The sequence below is a fragment of the Oleisolibacter albus genome (genome assembly GCF_003336875.1).
GTDB lineage: Bacteria > Pseudomonadota > Alphaproteobacteria > Azospirillales > Azospirillaceae > Niveispirillum > Niveispirillum album.
In genome coordinates, this window is the sequence record NZ_QGNJ01000001.1 from 158,421 (window position 1) to 175,390 (window position 16,970).

Sequence of the window (16,970 nt, forward strand, 5' to 3'; positions counted from 1 at the left end):
CTTCTGCATCTCCATCGGCAGAGCAAGATCATTCGCCGGCAGCGGCCCGTTCCTGTGCCTTGGCCTGCTGCCAGAGGGCTTCCATCTCGTCCAGCGTCGCCTGTTCGGGCCGGCGGCCCTGGGCGGCCAGTGCCGCTTCGATCCGGCGGAAGCGCCGCTCGAACTTGGCGTTGGCGCCGCGCAGCGCCGTTTCCGGCTCGACCTCCAGCCGGCGCGCCAGGTTGACCAGCACGAACAGAAGATCGCCCATCTCGTCCTGCACCCGGGCCGGATCACGCTTCAGGGCCTGGATCTCGGCCCGCACCTCGCCGATCTCCTCCTCGACCTTGTCGAGGATCTGTTCGGCCTCGGTCCAGTCGAAGCCGACGCGGGCGGCCCGCTTCTGCAGCTTCAGCGCCCGGGTCAAAGCCGGCAGGCCGGTGATGACACCGTCCAGGGCCGAGGGAGCCTTGCCCTCGGCCGCGGCCTTGGCGGCCCGCTCGCCGGCCTTGTGCTCCTCCCAGCGCCGGCTCTGGTCGCTGACCGTTGCCACCGCCTGATCGCCGAACACATGGGGATGGCGGCGGATCATCTTGTCGCTGATCTGGGCGGCGATGGCGTCGAAGTCGAACGCGCCCTGTTCCCGGGCCATCTGGGCATAGAAGACCACCTGGAACAGCAGGTCCCCCAGCTCGTCCTTCACCGCCTGCATGTCGCCGGATTCGATGGCGTCGGCGACCTCATAGGCTTCTTCGATGGTGTGGGGGACGATGGTTCGGAAGGTCTGCTCCTGGTCCCAGGGACAGCCGCGCTGCGGGTCGCGCAGGGTGGCCATGATGTCGAGCAGGCGCTGGAGGTTCCGGGACATGGGCACGGGCACCGCACTGGGGATGGGAGCCGCGACCTTAGCCGAGCCGGCCGGGTCGGGCCACCCCCTGGACGGGGAAGGGTGCCATGGCCGCCGCTCAATCCGCGGCGCCGCCTCTGCCCCCGTCCTTGAAAAATGACGCCCGGACCGTTGCCGGTCCGGGCGCGCCGGTCATGGCACAGAGGGCAGGGATCAGGCGCTCTGCACCCCCTTCAGGAAGCGCTCCACCGCCTGACGCAGGTCGGCCTGTTCCTTCGACAGTTCGGTGACGGCATTGCTGACGCCATGGGCCGCCTCGCCGGTCTGCTGGCTCGACTGGGCCAGGGCGGCGATGGTGCTGGTGACCTCGGCCGTGCCCTGCGCCACCTGCTGCACGCTGCTGGAGATCTCGCGCGTGGCCGCACCCTGTTCCTCCACCGCGGCGGCGATGGCGGACGTGCCTTCGCTGATGCGCCGGATGGTGGCGGTGATGGCGTGGATGGCCTTCACCGCCTCCGCCGTGGTCTGCTGGATCTGGCCGACCTGCTCGGTGATGTCGCCGGTGGCCCTGGCCGTCTGTGTCGCCAGACTCTTCACCTCGCCGGCGACGACGGCGAAGCCCTTGCCGGCCTCGCCGGCACGCGCCGCCTCGATGGTGGCGTTCAGGGCCAGCAGGTTGGTCTGGGCCGCGATCTCGCTGATCAGCCCGACCACGGCACCGATGCGCTCGGCGGCGGCGGTCAGCGCCTCCACCGTGGCGTTGGTCAGCGTCGCCTGGTCGGCGGCGGAGCGGGCCATATCGGCGCTGGCCGTGACCTGCTGCGAGATTTCAGCGATGGAGGCCGACAGTTCCTCGGTGGCGGCCGCCACGGTCTGCACGCTGGCCGAGGTTTCTTCCGCCGCACCGGCCACCATGCTGGCTTGGTTGCTGGTGTCGGCGGCCACACGCCGCATCATCTCGGAGGTCTGTTCCAGGGTCTGCGACGCGGCGCCGATGGCCGACAGGGCCTGTTGGGAGGCATGATTGAAGTCACGGCTCATGCTCTGGATGCTGCTGGCACGCTGCAATTCGGCTTCCTGGCGCTCGGCCGCCTCGCGTTCCAGCCGCTGGGCTTCCAGGGCGCTGAGCCGCAGGGACTCCAATGCCGTGGTGATGCCGCCCAGCTCGTCGGGATAACGGGCAGGGGGCACGGGAATGCCATAGTCGTGGCGGGACAGATGGCTGATGGCCTGGGTCAGGATCTGGGTCGGGGCGCTGACCCGCCGGCGGATGGCCAGGATGCCCCAGCCCGACAGGGCGACGGCGAGGGCCAGACCGCCGATGGTGGAAACCAGCGTCATCAGGGTGGAGGCCTGCTGCTGCTCGGCATGCTCGACCGCCTGATCCAGGGCCGTGTAGGCGATGGCCAGGATGCTGTCGAAGGGCTTGTTGCAGAGAGCGGTGTAGTCGGTGGCGGCGATGGCCGGCTTGCCCGACCCGTCGAACCGCTGGACCAGGCTGTCGATCCCCTTCTGGGCCGTGTCGACCTCGGCTTTCGCCGTGGCCACGCGCTCGCGGATGACCGGCGGTGTCGCCGGGCGCTTCACGATCTCGTCCAGCACGTCGATGTCGTTGCCATAGGCCCCCCGGCGCTGATACCAGCGCTGGGCCACATCCGCTGTCAGGGGCTTGCTCTCGGCCACGAAGGGGCGAAGCAGGGAGCATTGCGACCCCATATTGTCGCGCAGACGCCATGCGGCCTCGCGCACCAGCATCATTTCCGCCACCACCGGGTCGCGGCTGCGCATTTCGGCGGCGACGGCGCTGGCCGCGTCCTCGATCTTGTCGACGACAGCGGCGATGCTCTTCCGCCACGTCTCGGTTTCTGCGACGACACGGCTGCCCCTGGCCTTGGCGGCCTGGGCATCGACGGCAGCATAACCGGTCTCGACCTGCTGCCAGGCGCTGGTGAGGTCGGCGATCAGCGTCTTGCGCTGGGGCAATGCGGTTTCGCCGAGCAGGGCGACGGCCTTGGTGAAGCTGTCGGCCGCGTCGGCACGGACCTTTTTGATCGGTGCTGTCGGGTCATCCTCGGCGATCAACGCCGTCTGCACCGTTGAGATCTGGCCTCGCACCTTGACCATGGCCGCGAACAGGGCCCGGTTGGACAGGGTTTCCTGTTTCGTGGCACCGGCTCCGTTGAAACCGTGCAACGCCTTGACCGACAGGGTTGCTGCGGCCACCAGCAGGCAGCAGAGCATTGCTGCCTGAATGGTGATCAGCAGATTGGAAATCGACGTCCGGAACATGCAATCTCCCCCCGTGACGCAATTTTCAGGATCCAGGTTCACCACTCCAGGTGGAAGCCTGTACTACTCCGCGATATGCCCACAATTGGCGGGGCCGGATCAATGTGGGGGGATATATCCAGACGATTAGCCCCGGTCATGACAGGCCGGGGGCCGATCCTGTTTCTGTCCATTTTCTCATCCCGCCAGCCGCCAGGCCGCCCGTTGCGGGCCACGGCTGCCCCCTCTGGTTTGGGCAAGCCGTGGCCGGTCTCGGCGGGTCCGATCATGCAATCGGCGGCTGACGCAGATCTGTCAGGCGGACGGTCCTGCGACGGTACGGGCGTGCCGCTCCCGTGTGTCGCGCCTGACGTCTCTGGTCGAATTGCAACGGGGGGCAGGGCGGGGGTGGCGCTGTTGTCTTCACCCCGAAACCGGCAGTCCCCAGGATCGTCCTCAGCGATTTTCAGCGCTGCTTCTTCTGTGTACGGAGCGGAAGCGGCTACAGGAGGGCCGCGTGCTGGTCAGCGTCGATCCGGGGTCACGCGGTGTTGTTCCGCCAGAAACCCCGCGGCCATGAGCCGGAACGCATCAATGGCCTTCGGCAAAGCCGATCTGGGATCGTCGCTGGCGGCCACCCACAAGGCGGCATTCAAGGCGGCTCCGCTGAGCAGGCGCGCCGCCGCTTCGACATCCACGGGCTTCAGGATGCGTCGGGAGACGAGACCGGCGATCATCTGCTTCGTGACCTGAAGGCAGGCGTTTTGGCTGGGCCATTGCGAGGGGTCGCCGAGAAAGGCCGGGCCATCGAGCAACACGATGCGCTGCACCTCCGGATCGAGCGCCATCTCGATATAGGCTTCGCCCTCCGCCAGCAGCGCTTCCCAATCATTCCCCGCCGCCGCGCCGGCGTCCTTCGCGCGGGCCGCCATCTCGCCATCGATCTGGGCCACGACAGCGGCCAGCAGACCCTTCTTGTCACCGAAATTGTGATAAAGGGCACCGCGGGTCAGGCCGGCATCCGCCGTCAGCTCGTCCATCGAGGCGGCGGAGAAGCCCTTTTCGGCGAAGGCCCTGCGCGCGGCCGCGATCAGCCTGGCCCGGTTCTCCTCCATCGTTTCGATCCGCCGCTTCGCCATCACCAATCCGCCTCGCTTTCAGATACGGAGCGCATGTGAGTTGACATACGCACCGTATATCTTATATTCAGATACGGACCGTATATCAATATCCACGCGCCGGATCGTGACGGATTCCGCTCCGGCAGCCTCCGCGCGGGGACAAGCGAAAGGACCGCACCGTGCCGCACCGTGATGCCATCTTCCCTGAGAACCGCCACGCCCTGTATGAGCAGCATGGATATTCGGCCGCGATCCGCTCCGGCGATCTGCTGTTCGTTTCAGGGCAGGTCGGGAGCCGCCCCGACGGGTCGCCCGAGCCGGATTTCGAGGCACAGGTCCGGCAGGCCTTCGCCAATCTCAAGGCAACGCTTGCGGCCGGGGGATGCAGTTTCGACGACATTGTCGACGTGACGACCTTCCATACCGATCCGGAGACGCAATTCGGCACCATCATGGCCGTGAAGAACGACGTGTTCACCCAGGCCCCGTATCCGAACTGGACGGCTGTCGGTGTCACCTGGCTTGCGGGCTTCGACTTCGAGATCAAGGTGATCGCCCGCGTGCCGGCCAGGCCCTGATCCGTTACGGGCCGAACGGTAGGGACCGGCCAGGGACCGGCTGCACTCCAGCCGGCCAACCTGACCGTGGGCTGGGGGTGACATCTCTATATTGTGCCTACAGGCATAAACGCGATAAGCTAGATTATGGGAAAAGACTGAACGCATCCTGATGCAAAGGCCTGTGCCTCGGCCGTTGTTCAGACGAGAAAGCCGGCCAAGGCCGCTCACGGAGTCTGCCCGTTCAGAACCAGTGCATCGTCCAGCTTTCCGTCGCTGCCGGTCAAGGCCTGCGCCAACCCTATGCGAATGCGCACGGCAGATGCGCACGGTCGATTTTATAAATGCGATAGTTCTTACGTAAGGAAAGTCTTAGATATGTGCCAGGCACGGCCCCAGCCCGGTTGGCGATGTCTCCGGACGGGCGGCCATGGCATCCCCGCTTGAGGCGTGTCCACCATGACTCTGTCCGTTTCCTCTCAACCGCCCCATGCCCGTCTGGAGCATCTGCCCCTGCCTCTGTTCGCCGCGCCCATGGGGGTCGGCGGGCTGGGACTGGCGTGGCGCGAAGCGGCGCGCGGGCTGGGGGCGCCGGCCGCCATCGGAGAGATGCTGTTGCTGCTGGCCGGGCTGCTGTGGCTGCTGATCGCCGCCCTGCATGTCGTTCGCTTCCTGGCGCATCCGGCGGCGCTGGCCGATGATCTGAAGCATCCCGTGCGCTCTGCCTTCGCCGGTGCCATCACCATCGGGCTGCTGATCCTGGCCGGTGGGCTGATCCCCCATGCCCCGGCAGTGGCCGCCCTGCTGTGGCTGGCCGCCGCGGCAGCCCATGTCACCATCGCCGCCTGGACCGTGCGCAGCCTGCTGCAGGCCCCGCGGGAGATGGCGGCGCTGACGCCGCCGCTGCTGATCCCCCTGGTCGGCAATGTGCTGGCGCCGATCTTCGGCGCCAAGCTGGGGTTCGAAACGCTGTCCTGGATGATGTTCGGGCTGGGCGCCCTGCTCTGGGTCATTCTGCAGCCGCTGCTTCTCGGCCGGCTGATCACCGGCCCGGCCTTGCCGCCGCGGCTGCGGCCCAGCTTGGTGATCCTGCTGGCGCCGCCATCGGTGGCCGCCCTGTCGCTGGCGTCGTTGACCGGCGGCTATGGTCCCGCCCCGCTGGTCGCCCTCGGCCTGGCGCTGTTCCTGGCCCTGGTCCTGGCCACCATGATCGCCGAGTTCACCCGCGCTCCCTTCGCCATGTCCTGGTGGGGCTGGACCTTTCCCACGGCCGCCTTCGTGACCCTGGTCCAGGCGGCGGCGCAGGCCAAGGGGGCCAGCTCCCTGCTGGCACCGCTGCTGTGGCTGCTGCTGGCCGGCGCCACGTCCATCCTGGTCCTGGTCGCCGCCGCCACCCTGCGCGCGGCCTGGACCGGCCATCTGCTTCAGCCCGAGGGATGAGCGGACCAACGGACGTCCTTGCCGGTGAACTGGCCCTGGCGTGCCCGGTCGGCCTGACCGGAGGCGAAACAGCGCAACGCGGGTGAGCGTCCGCTCAGCCGACCTCGACCACCATGCCGTCATAGCCGGGTTCGACGCCCGCCGGCAGCATGCGGCACAGGCTGTCATAGTCCATCATGTGGTTCATGTGGGTCAGGATGGCGCGGCGCGGCCGGACCCGTTCGATCCAGCCCCGGGTGATGGGCCAGTGCGCATGCACGGGATGCGGCGGCTCGGGGCGCACGCAATCCACGATCCAGGTGTCGATGCCCTCCAGCGTGGCGAAGGCCGCCTCGTCCAGCCGGACCACATCGGTGGAATAGGCGAAGCGGCCGATACGGAAGCCCAGGCTGGTGCTGTAGCCATGGTCCTGGACGAAGGGCCGGATCTCCAGACCGCCGATGCGCAGCGGCTGGTCCATGTCGATGACGTGGGGCACCAGCGACGGCCGGGCGAAATAGCCGCCCTCCGGCTCGCCCTGGAAGCAATAGGCGAAGCGGGCCTGCAGGCTGTCCAGCGTGGCGGCATCGGCATGGACGGGCAGTGGCTGCCGCATCAGCCAGTTCACGGCCCGCAGATCGTCGATGCCATGGGTGTGGTCGGCATGGGCGTGGGTATAGAGTACGGCATCGAGATGCTGCACCCCTTCCCGCAGCAACTGCTCGCGCAGGTCCGGCCCGCTGTCGATCAGGATGCGCGTGCCCGCCGTCTCCACCAGGATCGACGGCCGGGTGCGCCGGTTCCTGGGGTTGGCGGGGTCACAGGCACCCCAGACATTGCCGATCAGCGGCACCCCGCTGGAGCCGCCGGACCCGAGGATGGTGATCTTCATCAGACCCTCATGCCGCCCGGTTCAGGGCCGCGGCGGGAACCCGGTCGAACAGACGCAGGAAATTGGCCGTGGTCGCCGCCTCCAGGTCGGCATAGGACACGCCCTTGAGATCGGCCAGGAGTTCCGCGGTATGCACGGTGAAGGCCGGCTCGTTGCGCTTGCCGCGCAGCGGCACCGGCGCCAGATAGGGCGCATCCGTCTCGACCAGCAGCCGGTCCAGCGGCACGATGGAGGCGGCCTCGCGCACGGCATCCGACTTCTTGAAGGTCAGGATGCCGCTGAAGCTGATGTAGAAACCCACCTCCAGCGCCTGTTCGGCCAGCTGGCGGCTGCTGCTGAAGCAGTGCAGCAGCCCCCTCACCCCGCCCGGCTGCCCCGCCCCCTCCTCGCGCAGGATGCGGATGGTGTCCTCCTCCGCGTCGCGGGTGTGGACGATGACGGGCAGCCCCGTCTCGCGGCAGACCTGCAGATGGCGGCGGAAGCTGTCCTGCTGCACCGCGCGCGGGCTCTGGTCGTAGAAATAGTCCAGGCCGGTCTCGCCGATGCCCACCACCTTGGGCCACTGCGCCAGGGCGGCCAGGGTGGCCGGGTCGCTGTGGTCCCATTCGTCCAGGGCATGGTGGGGATGGATGCCCACGGTGCAATAGACGTCCGGATAGGCCAGGGCCACGTCATGGACCTGCTGGAACTTGCTGACATGGGTGCAGATGGTCAGCATCAGCCCCAACCCGGCCGCCCGCGCCCGCTCGACCACGGCATCGCGCTCCGGCGCGAAGTCGGGGAAGTCCAGATGGCAATGGCTGTCGACAAGCATGGGCCGGTCCTCAGTTCCCCTTGGCACCCGGGGCCTCGTCCTTGCCCGGCTCCGCCTCGACATAGCGGGGGAACACGCCCTGCGGCGGCGGCAGGGCCACGCCGCCCGCCAGCACGCCCGCGTCCAGATCGCTGAAGCGGCGCGCCTCCTCCGGCACCACCAGCTGATCCAGGATGCGGGCGGAGGCCTGGGGCATGAAGGGCTGGGTCAGGATGGCGACGCGGCGGATGATTTCGGCCAGGGTGTACAGCACCGTGCCCAGCCGCACCGTGTCGGTCTTGCGCAGCGACCAGGGCGCCATCTCGTCCACATAGCGGTTGGCGGCACCGATCACGGACCAGAGGACGTCCAGGGCCTTGTGGAAGGCCTGGACATCGATCTCGGCGCGCACGGCCGGCAGCAGGGCGGCGGCGGCGTCCAGCAGCTTGGTGTCGGCCTCGGTGCGCTCCCCCGGCTGCGGCAGGGCGCCGCCGCAATATTTCTGGATCATCGACAGCACGCGCTGGCACAGATTGCCGTAATCGTTGGCCAGCTCGCCATTGATCCGCTGCATCATGGCGCGCTTGGAGAAGTCGCCATCATTGCCGAACGGGATCTCGCGCAGCAGGAAATAGCGGGTCTGGTCCAGGCCGTAGGTCTCCACCAGCTCGGCCGGCTTCACCACATTGCCCAGGGATTTCGACATCTTCTCGCCTTCCACGGTCCACCAGCCATGGGCGAAGACGCGCTTGGGCGGCTCCAGCCCGGCGGCCATCAGGAAGGCCGGCCAGTAGACGGTGTGGAAGCGCAGGATGTCCTTGCCGACCATATGCAGGTCGGCCGGCCAGTAGCGGGCATAGTCGCCGCTGGTGTCGGGATAGCCGATGGCGGTGATGTAGTTGGTCAGCGCGTCCAGCCAGACATACATCACATGCGTGTCGTCGCCCGGGACCTTGATGCCCCAGTCGAAGGTCGTGCGGCTGATGGACAGGTCCTTCAGCCCGCCCTTGACGAAGCTGACCACCTCGCTGCGCTTGCCGGCGGGGGCGATGAAGTCCGGCCGCTGCTCATAGAATTCCAGCAGCCGGTCCTGCCAGGCGGACAGCTTGAAGAAATAGCTGGGCTCCTCCACCCACTCGACCGGGGCGCCGGTGGGGGCGAAGCGCTTGCCGTCGCGCTCCACCAGCTCGTCGGCGCCGTAATAAGCCTCGTCGCGGACCGAGTACCAGCCGCTGTAGCTGCCGAGATAGACGTCGCCGCTCTCCACCAGCTTCTGCCACAGCGCCTGCACGGCCGTGATGTGGCGCGGCTCGGTGGTGCGGATGAAATCGTCGTTGGAGACGTTCAGCAGGGCGGCCAGATCGCGGAAATTCTGGGAATTCCTGTCGGCCAGGGCGATGGGGGCGATGCCGGCGGCCTCCGCCGACTTCTGCACCTTCTGCCCGTGCTCGTCGGTGCCGGTCAGGAACTTGACGTCATACCCGTCCAGGCGCTTGAAGCGGGCCATCACATCGCAGGCGATCGTCGTGTAGGCGTGGCCCACATGGGGCGCATCGTTCACGTAATAGATCGGCGTGGTGACGTAGAAGGGCGTGCGCCCGGCCATGGGTCTTCTCCGCGGATGACGGGTCGGTTCTTGGCGCTGCCGCGGAACGGCGGGAACCCGGCTCAGGCCGCGGCGTCCTCGATCCGGAGCAGCGCGTTCATCAGGATCTGCCGGCGGTCGAGATTGGCTGAATCCGCCTTGGTGAACAGATGGTTGGTGTTCTCCCACACCTCCACCCAGCGATCAAGGCCACCGGCCCGTTGGCTCCCCTGCAACAGACGCTGCATCAGGGCGGCCTCGCCCGGGACCACCTCCGGCGGCAGCGCGCCGCGGGCACGGGCGCGGGCCATGCGGCCCAGCCACCAGCCCACCAGCTCGGTCACGGCCGTCCAGGCGGCGTCGTCCTGGCCGCGCAGCACCCCGTCCACGAACTGGTAGGCCGTCAGCAGGTCCAGCCGCGGCAGCGTCTCGAACAGGCCCAGCATGGCCTTGTAGAGATCGAGCCCGCCCGCCGACTGCAACTCCAGCGCCCGCCCGACCGACCCTTCGGCCAGGCGCGCCAGGGCCGTGCGCTCCGCCTCTTCCAGGTCCGGCCGGTAGCGGAACAGCAGCGTCCGCACTGTGGCCTCCGGCAGCGGCTCCAGCATCAGCCGGCGCGAGCGGCTGCGGATGGTGGGCAGCAGCGCCCCGACATTGTCGGCCACCAGCAGGATCAGGGTGCGCGGCGGCGGCTCCTCCAGGATCTTCAGGATGGCGTTCTGGCCGCTGACATTCAGCTGGTCGGCGCCGTCCACCACCACCACCCGCCAGCCGCCCTCGGCCGAGGTCAGGCGCAGGAACGGGGCGATGCGGCGCACCTCCTCCACCGGCAGGTCGCGCTTGAAGCGCTTTCTCTTCTCGTCCCAGGTGCGCTGGATGGTCAGCAGGTCGGCATGGCCGGCGGCGGCCACCCGCTTGAACACCGGGTTGGCGGGGTCGACGACCAGGCTGGTGGGGCTGGGCGGCGGGGCGAACAGCGCATCGCCCCCCGCCTCGCCGCCCTTGGCCAGGACGAACCGGGCCATGCGGAAGGCCAGCGTGGCCTTGCCGATGCCCGGCGGGCCGCCGATCAGCCAGGCATGGTGCATGCGCCCGGAATTCCAGCTGTCCAGCAGCCGCGCCTCGGCGGCGGCATGCCCCTCCAGATGCGGATTGCGCCGCGGCAGGAACGGATCGTCGCTGTCCAGCGGCGTGCTCATCGGCCCGGCCTCAACCGGTCGCTGAGGACCGCGCGGAGATCGGCCTGGATGGCATCGACGCCGCGGGCGGCATCGATCACGGCCACGCGCTGCGGCTCGGCCTCGGCGATGCGGCGGTAGCCGTCGCGCAGACGCCGGTGGAAGGCCAGGGCCATCTGCTCGTAACGGGTCTCATTGCCGGCCCGCGCGCCGGCCCTTGCCAGCCCGATCTCGGGATCGATGTCCAGCAGCAGGGTCAGGTCGGGCACCAGACCGCCGGTGGCGGCCCGGTGCAGATCGCGCAGCAGGTCCGGGTCAAGCCCGTGCCCCGCCCCCTGATAGGCAAAGGTGCTGTCGGCGTAGCGGTCGCACAGCACCCAGCGCCCGGCGGCCAGGGCCGGACGCACCGTCTCCGCCAGATGCTGGTGCCGGGCGGCATTCAGCAGCAGGGCCTCGGTCATCGGCTGCCAGCGTCCCGGCGTGCCGGTGACCAGCAGGGCGCGGATCTCCTCCGCGCCGGGGGAGCCGCCGGGCTCACGCGTGGTCTCCACGGCGATGCCCTGCGCCCGCAGCCAGTCGGCCAGCAGGCGGATCTGGGTGGATTTCCCCGCCCCTTCCCCGCCTTCCAGCGTGATGAACCGGCCCGTCATCGCCGGGTTACTTCGCCGCCGGGGCCGCCGGGGCCGCCGGCACCACGGCCGGTGTCGAAGGGCCGAACAGCATATGGCCGGCGGCGGCGGCGATGCGGCCGAAGAACCCCAGCTTCTGCACATCGGCCGCGGCAAGCAGCGGGATCTCCTGCGTCGGGAAGTCCGGTGCCTCGACCGTCAGCGTGGCCAGCCGCGCGCCCTTGGCGATGGGGGCCGCCACCGGGGCGTTGGCCACCACGCTGACCTTCATCTTGGCGCGCTGCTCATGCGTCATGGTGAGCTTCACCGCCTTTTCCGCCTGCAGCGGCACCTGCTCCGCCTGACCCAGCCAGACCGGCAGCTGGTCGACCGTCTCTCCCCCCTTGAACAGGGTGTAGTTGTCGAACTCGCGCCAGCCCCATTCCAGCAGGCGGGCGGACTCGTCGGCGCGGGCCTGCATGTTGGGCAGCCCGTTGACCACCAGCACCAGCCGCCGGCCACTGCGCTCGCCGGTGGCGATCAGGCCGTAGCCGGCAATGTCGGTATGGCCGGTCTTCAGCCCGTCGACACCCATGTTGCGATAGAGCAGCGGGTTGCGGTTGCCCTGCTTGATCCCGTGATAGGTGAATTCCTTCTCACTGTAATAGTGGAAGTATTCCGGGAAATCCTGCATCAGCCGGATGGACAGCGTGGAAAGGTCGCGGGCGGTGGAATAATGGTCGGGAACCGGCCAGCCCGAGGCGTTCATGAAGTTGGAATTGCTCATCCCCAGTTCCTTCGCCCGCTTGGTGGCGGCGGCGGCGAAGGCCGGCTCGGTGCCCGAAATGGCTTCGGCCAGCACCACGCAGGCATCGTTGCCGGACTGGATGATCATGCCGCGGATCAGGTCTTCCACCTTGATGGTGTTGCCCAGCTCCACGAACATCTTGGAACCCTGCTGCTTCCAGGCCTCCTGGCTGACCGGCAGCGTGTCGTCCAGCGACATGCGCCCCTGCTTCAGCCGCTCGAACACCATGTAGGCGGTCATGAGCTTGCTCATGGAGGATGTGGGCATCCGCTCGTCGGCGTTCTTCTCGAACAGCACCGTGCCGGTGCCCACATCGATCAGGATCGCCTCGCGGGCGATGGTCTCGATGCTGGCCGCCGCCGCCGGGGCCGTCGCGGATGCAACCAGCAGCGCGCCGACCGCAACCTGGCGGAGCGTGCGCGTGATGGCCTTCAGGAACCCTCGATCCATGGCTCTATCGTTATCCCGTACCACGAAAAACAGGCGCTGGTGCGGTTCGTCCGCGCCAGCGCTTCCAGACTAGGACCGTCAGCCCCGCGCGCCAAGCACCCTGACGGTGCAAACGGATCTTAATCGACGATGATGCGGGCGCTGTTCTGCCCGGTGGCCAGCACCTGGGACAGCACGGCATCGGCCCGGTCGACGGAGTCGAAGGGGCCGACGCGGACGCGGAAGAACTGGGTATCCCCGACCATGGCCGAAGAGATGTTGGTCGGCGAGATGGCGTTCAGCCGGGCCCGCAGCTTGTTGGCATTATCATAGATACTGAAGGCACCGGCCTGCACCCAGATGCGCTGCGGCCCGGCGGGCACGGTCTCCTGCACCACCACGGGGGCCGGCAGGAAGCGGCCGTCGTCGGCGGTGCGGCCCGGCACCGTGGTCGGTGCCTGCACGGTGCGGGCCGGGGCCGGCGCCGTCTTGGGCGGGGCCGCACCTTCCACCTCCACCGTCGGCCGCGGGGCGGCCTTGGGCGGCGGGCTGCCGTCGGGCGAACCGGCCATCTGCACATTGCCGCCGGCCTGGGCGGCGGCGGCGATGGCCCTGCTCTCCTCGGCCAGGATCTGCACCCGCACCTTGGCCGTGCCCTTCTGGTCATAGCCCAGCAGCTGCGCGCCGCGGCGCGACATGTCCAGGATACGGCCGGGCACGAAGGGGCCGCGGTCGTTGATGCGGACAACGATGGAGCGGCCATTCTCCAGATTGGTCACACGCACCAGACTCGGCATCGGCAGCGTCTGGTGCGCCGCCGTCAGTTCGTTCTCGTTGTAGGTCTCGCCGTTGGCCGTGGCCTTGGTGTGGAAACCGGGGCCGTACCAGCTGGCGATGCCGGTCTGGTCGTAAGTGTAGTCGACCTGGGGATAGTACCAGACTCCGGCGATCTGATAGGGCTCGCCCACCTTGTAGACGCCGCCGCCGGGCAGGCTGGTGCTCGGCGCGGAGGCCGTGGGGGCCGGCGGTTTCGACGCGCACGCGGACAGCAGGGCGACACTCGCCGCCATCATGACCGACCGCACCAGATGTATCCGGCCCATTCTGGAACTACCCCAATTTATTGTGGTCGGCACCCTACACCAGCCGTGACCGCGTCGCCAAGACGGCAGACCCCGTCTCCGTCGGCCATGCAGGATGCAGCCGCGGCTCCCTGTCTGCCACGCGGCCCCGGCGGCGGCAATGCCCGGCCGGGGCCGGACGCGCTGCGGCGATTTTTGTCACCTGGCGCTGCCCGCCTCGGGCACCGCATCCGGCGCCGGGAACAAGGCGTCGGTTCGGTCCATGGCCCGGTAGCTGATCAGCCCGACCGTCTCGCGCAGGGTCAGCGTCAGCTTGCCCAGCCCGACCAGCAGGTTCAGGCCGCGCCAGCGGTCGTCGGGCGGGGCGTGCATGAAGTCGGCGGGATAGGCGATCACCGGCCAGCCGGCCTTGCGGAAAATGCCGACACTGCGGGGCATGTGGAAGGCCGAGGTCACCAGCAGCCAGACCTCGCCGGGGGCCGGCTGCATGAGGTCCTTGCTGTAGAGCGCATTCTCCCAGGTATTGCGCGAGTTGCCTTCGAAGGTGATGCGGGACAGGTCCAGACCCATGTCCCCCCAGAGTTGGCGGGCCACATCCACCTCCCGGTCGGTCTGGTTCAGCAGGCGGCCGGACCCGCCGGTGAACACGATCCGCGCCTGCGGATAGCGTGCCATCAGACCGGGCAGCACCGTCATCCGCTCGGCATAGGAATTGAGCTGGGGGATGCCATAATAGCGGGTTCCAGCCGCATCAACGGCGCCGCCCAGCACGATGATGCCGTCCACCCGCTCGGGCATCGGCCGTGGCAGCGGAAACCGCTCCTCCAGCACGCCCAGCAGCAGGTCGGATACCGGCGTCAGCGCCAGAACCAGCAGGATGGCCGCCACACCGCCCGCCAGGATGGTTCCGGCCCGCCGCCGTCCCAGGAGCAGCAGCAGCACGGCCAGGATCAGCAGCAGCATGAGGAAATTGGCCGGCTGCAACAGGCCCCAGGCCAGCTTCGACAGGATGAAGGACATCCCGGATTTCTCCCGTAGAGGGGGCACCTGCCCCGGCCAGATCGCCGTCTGCCCTTGCCACCAGTCCGCCGCGGCGTCAAGCGGTCGCTGCCGCGGACCGCCGCCACGACAACCGAACTGGCCGCGCCGGAAAGAAACATGTGCCGGCAGGCAGGGAACGGAGCGGCGGCTCGGCGGTCACGCCAATGAATGGAAATTTTATTTCTTGTTCTTAATGGAAAAATATTAACGTATCTATGCCAAAGCTACCCTTGTAGCTGGATTGCCGTCCGGGTCTGGCGTTAGTCTGGCAAAAGTCCGGCAAACACCACCCGCGGCGGGTTCCCATCCCGACGGTCAGCGGTCAGCAAAGGCACGACATTGATCCCCTCGCCCCTTGCAAGCGCCCAACCTGATCCGCCTGTGCCGGGGAAGGACAGCACCGCGCTGGAGATGCGTCCGTTTGCCGAACAGGTCGGCCGGATCATGGACGCCCATGACGGGCATCTCGTCGCCGGTCTGCTGCTGATCGAGGTCGATCAGATGCCGCAGCTGTTCCGGCTGCATGGGCAGCAGGTGCTGGATTACGCCATGGACATCCTGCTGGAGCGGGTGGCCGCGGCCTGCACGGGGGCGGATCTCATCTGCCGCTTCGGCCAGTCGCAGTTCGGCGTGTTCCTGCCGGGGCTGGAACATGGGGGCAAGGCACTGTTCGTCGCCTCCGCCATCGCCACCCGCATGCAGGAGCCGATCGAGGTCCAGGGCCGGACCCTGTTCGTCTCCGCCAAGATCGGTGTCGCCGTCTCGCCCGACGACGCCAGCGATGGTCCGGCGCTGATCCGTAATGCCGCCACCGCCCTGGATCGGGCCATCCGCAGCGGCACAGCCAGTTATCTGCATTATACCCGCGAGATGCGGGAAGAGCTGAAGAACCGGATGACGCTGGAGGATGAGCTGCGGGCCGCCGTCCGGCACGGCCAGTTCGTTCTGTATTATCAGCCCAAGGTCGCCATTCCCGGTGGCCAGCCGATCGGCGGTGAGGCCCTGCTGCGCTGGCAGCACCCGACCCGGGGCCTGGTGGCACCCGGCACCTTCATTCCCACGGCCGAGGAAACCGGTCTGATCGTGCCCATCGGCGAATGGGTCCTGCGTGAGGCCGTGGCCCAGATCCGGCGCTGGCTCGATGCCGGTCTGCCGCCGACACAGATCGCCGTCAATGTCTCGGAACGCCAGCTGCGCTGGGGGCACCTGCCGGCCCTGATCGATGTTCTGCTGGCCGAAAGCGGGATTCCGCCCCATCTGCTGCAGCTGGAGATCACCGAGACCATCCTGCCCGACGATCTCGACAGCGCCCTGCGGCAGATGCGCTGGATCGCCGACCGCGGCGTGGCCCTGGCCCTGGACGATTTCGGCACCGGCTACTCCTCGCTCTCCTATCTGCGGGAACTGCCGCTGGACTGCCTCAAGGTCGACCGCCAGTTCGTCAGCGGCATGGAGACGGACCAGCGGACGCGCCATATCGTCGAGGCCATCGTGGCCATGGCCCAGGCCATGGATCTCAAGGTGGTGGCGGAAGGCATCGAAACGGCCACCCAGTTCTCGCTTCTGACCCGCCTGGGCGTCGAGGAGGGCCAGGGCTTCCTGTTCTCCCGCCCGGTGCCGGCCGAGGATTTCGCCCAGCTGTTGCAGCGGCAGCCGGCCGGGGCGACGCTGTAAACCCCACCACCCCGTTCCCTCCGTGTGACCGGGCATGGGGCGGCCGTTCCACACCGCCGACCCGGCCGTCGGCGCGATGTCAGCCGTCCGCTTCCGCCGTGGCCTTTTCCGCCAACCCCGGCAGGTTGGAGACGGCCGGCCGGCTGTCCAGCAGACCCGCGGCGCGCAGATCCTCCACCCCCGGAAGGTCACGCAGGGTCTCCAGGCCGAAATGGTCGAGAAAATGGGGTGTGGTGACCCAGGTCAGCGGCCGGCCCGGTGTTTCGCGCCGGCGGCCCGGCTTGATCCAACCTGTCTCCATCAGGATGTCGAGCGTGCCCTTGCTGGTGGCGACACCGCGGATGCTCTCGATCTCGGCCCGCGTCACCGGCTGGTGATAGGCGATGATGGCCAGGGTCTCCACCGCGGCGCGGGACAGCTTGGCCGCCACCTCCGTTTCGCTGCGCAGGTACTCGCCCAGGTCCGGTGCCGTGCGGAAGGCCCAGCGCCCGCCCATGGCCACCAGATTGACGCCGCGGTTCTCGTACAGCAGCTGCAGTTCCAGCAGCAGGTCCCGCACCTTCACTGCCGCACCGAAGCGCTCCTGAAGAATCTCCTCCCCCACCGGATCGGCGGATGCGAACAGGATGGCTTCGAGCAGGCGGAGCTGCTGGTTATGGTCTTCGGGAACGGCGGACATGGGCGCGCTC

General features: G+C 68.2%; 15 protein-coding genes. 3 read left to right on the top strand and 12 right to left on the bottom strand.

The genetic code is table 11. From position 1 onward, the window contains the following. Positions 1-28: 28 nt before the first annotated feature. The 3 genes from mazG to DK368_RS00795 form a co-directional block, all read right to left on the bottom strand. The gene (mazG, locus tag DK368_RS00785) at positions 29-847 is read right to left on the bottom strand and encodes a nucleoside triphosphate pyrophosphohydrolase (RefSeq protein WP_114391646.1); all 819 of its coding nucleotides are present in this window, start codon (positions 845-847) and stop codon (positions 29-31) included. 192 nt (positions 848-1,039) lie between these two features. Continuing rightward, positions 1,040-3,115, bottom strand: a complete 2,076-nt coding sequence (locus DK368_RS00790) for a methyl-accepting chemotaxis protein (RefSeq protein ID WP_114391647.1) — start codon at positions 3,113-3,115, stop codon at positions 1,040-1,042. A gap of 503 nt (positions 3,116-3,618) precedes the next feature. Next, on the bottom strand, positions 3,619-4,233 hold the full coding sequence (locus DK368_RS00795; protein WP_114391648.1) for a TetR/AcrR family transcriptional regulator: 615 nt from the start codon (positions 4,231-4,233) through the stop codon (positions 3,619-3,621). Between the two features lie 161 nt (positions 4,234-4,394). Here DK368_RS00795 and DK368_RS00800 point away from each other — a divergent pair, with 161 nt between their 5' ends. Continuing rightward, entirely contained in the window at positions 4,395-4,793 is a 399-nt protein-coding gene (locus DK368_RS00800; protein ID WP_114391649.1) for a RidA family protein, read from the top strand. A 438-nt stretch (positions 4,794-5,231) separates the two neighbouring features. Further along, complete coding sequence (locus DK368_RS00805) at positions 5,232-6,212, top strand: SLAC1 family transporter (protein WP_114391650.1); 981 nt, start codon at positions 5,232-5,234, stop codon at positions 6,210-6,212. Between the two features lie 94 nt (positions 6,213-6,306). Here the strand turns inward: DK368_RS00805 and DK368_RS00810 are convergent, their stop codons facing one another. The 8 genes from DK368_RS00810 to DK368_RS00845 all read right to left on the bottom strand — a co-directional run bounded on the left by DK368_RS00810 (position 6,307) and on the right by DK368_RS00845 (position 14,586). Further along, complete coding sequence (locus tag DK368_RS00810; RefSeq protein WP_114391651.1) at positions 6,307-7,083, bottom strand: MBL fold metallo-hydrolase; 777 nt, start codon at positions 7,081-7,083, stop codon at positions 6,307-6,309. Between the two features lie 7 nt (positions 7,084-7,090). Continuing rightward, a complete protein-coding gene (locus DK368_RS00815) occupies positions 7,091-7,897 on the bottom strand; it encodes a TatD family hydrolase (protein WP_114391652.1) in 807 nt (268 codons plus the stop codon). 10 nt (positions 7,898-7,907) lie between these two features. Then, entirely contained in the window at positions 7,908-9,482 is a 1,575-nt protein-coding gene (gene metG, locus DK368_RS00820) for a methionine--tRNA ligase (RefSeq protein WP_114391653.1), read from the bottom strand. A 62-nt stretch (positions 9,483-9,544) separates the two neighbouring features. After that, entirely contained in the window at positions 9,545-10,660 is a 1,116-nt protein-coding gene (locus DK368_RS00825) for a DNA polymerase III subunit delta' (protein WP_114391654.1), read from the bottom strand. Continuing rightward, positions 10,657-11,289: a dTMP kinase gene (gene tmk / locus DK368_RS00830; protein ID WP_114391655.1), complete on the bottom strand. Its 633-nt coding sequence runs from the start codon at positions 11,287-11,289 to the stop codon at positions 10,657-10,659. Before tmk ends, DK368_RS00825 begins: the two co-directional genes overlap by 4 nt. A gap of 7 nt (positions 11,290-11,296) precedes the next feature. Next, complete coding sequence (locus DK368_RS00835) at positions 11,297-12,505, bottom strand: D-alanyl-D-alanine carboxypeptidase family protein (RefSeq protein WP_114391656.1); 1,209 nt, start codon at positions 12,503-12,505, stop codon at positions 11,297-11,299. 119 nt (positions 12,506-12,624) lie between these two features. Beyond that, on the bottom strand, positions 12,625-13,569 hold the full coding sequence (locus DK368_RS00840) for a septal ring lytic transglycosylase RlpA family protein (protein WP_240002275.1): 945 nt from the start codon (positions 13,567-13,569) through the stop codon (positions 12,625-12,627). Between the two features lie 195 nt (positions 13,570-13,764). Next, a complete protein-coding gene (locus DK368_RS00845) occupies positions 13,765-14,586 on the bottom strand; it encodes a YdcF family protein (RefSeq protein WP_114391658.1) in 822 nt (273 codons plus the stop codon). A 432-nt stretch (positions 14,587-15,018) separates the two neighbouring features. On the opposite strand from DK368_RS00845, the gene DK368_RS00850 reads away from it, so the two are divergent. Beyond that, positions 15,019-16,281, top strand: coding sequence for a putative bifunctional diguanylate cyclase/phosphodiesterase (locus tag DK368_RS00850; protein ID WP_155524432.1), 1,263 nt, complete (start codon positions 15,019-15,021; stop codon positions 16,279-16,281). Positions 16,282-16,360: 79 nt separating this feature from the next. Here DK368_RS00850 and scpB read toward each other — a convergent pair whose 3' ends face one another. Then, positions 16,361-16,960 carry an SMC-Scp complex subunit ScpB gene (gene scpB, locus DK368_RS00855; protein ID WP_114391660.1) on the bottom strand — a complete coding sequence of 200 codons (600 nt, stop codon included), beginning with the start codon at positions 16,958-16,960 and terminating at the stop codon, positions 16,361-16,363. Positions 16,961-16,970 lie beyond the last annotated feature (10 nt).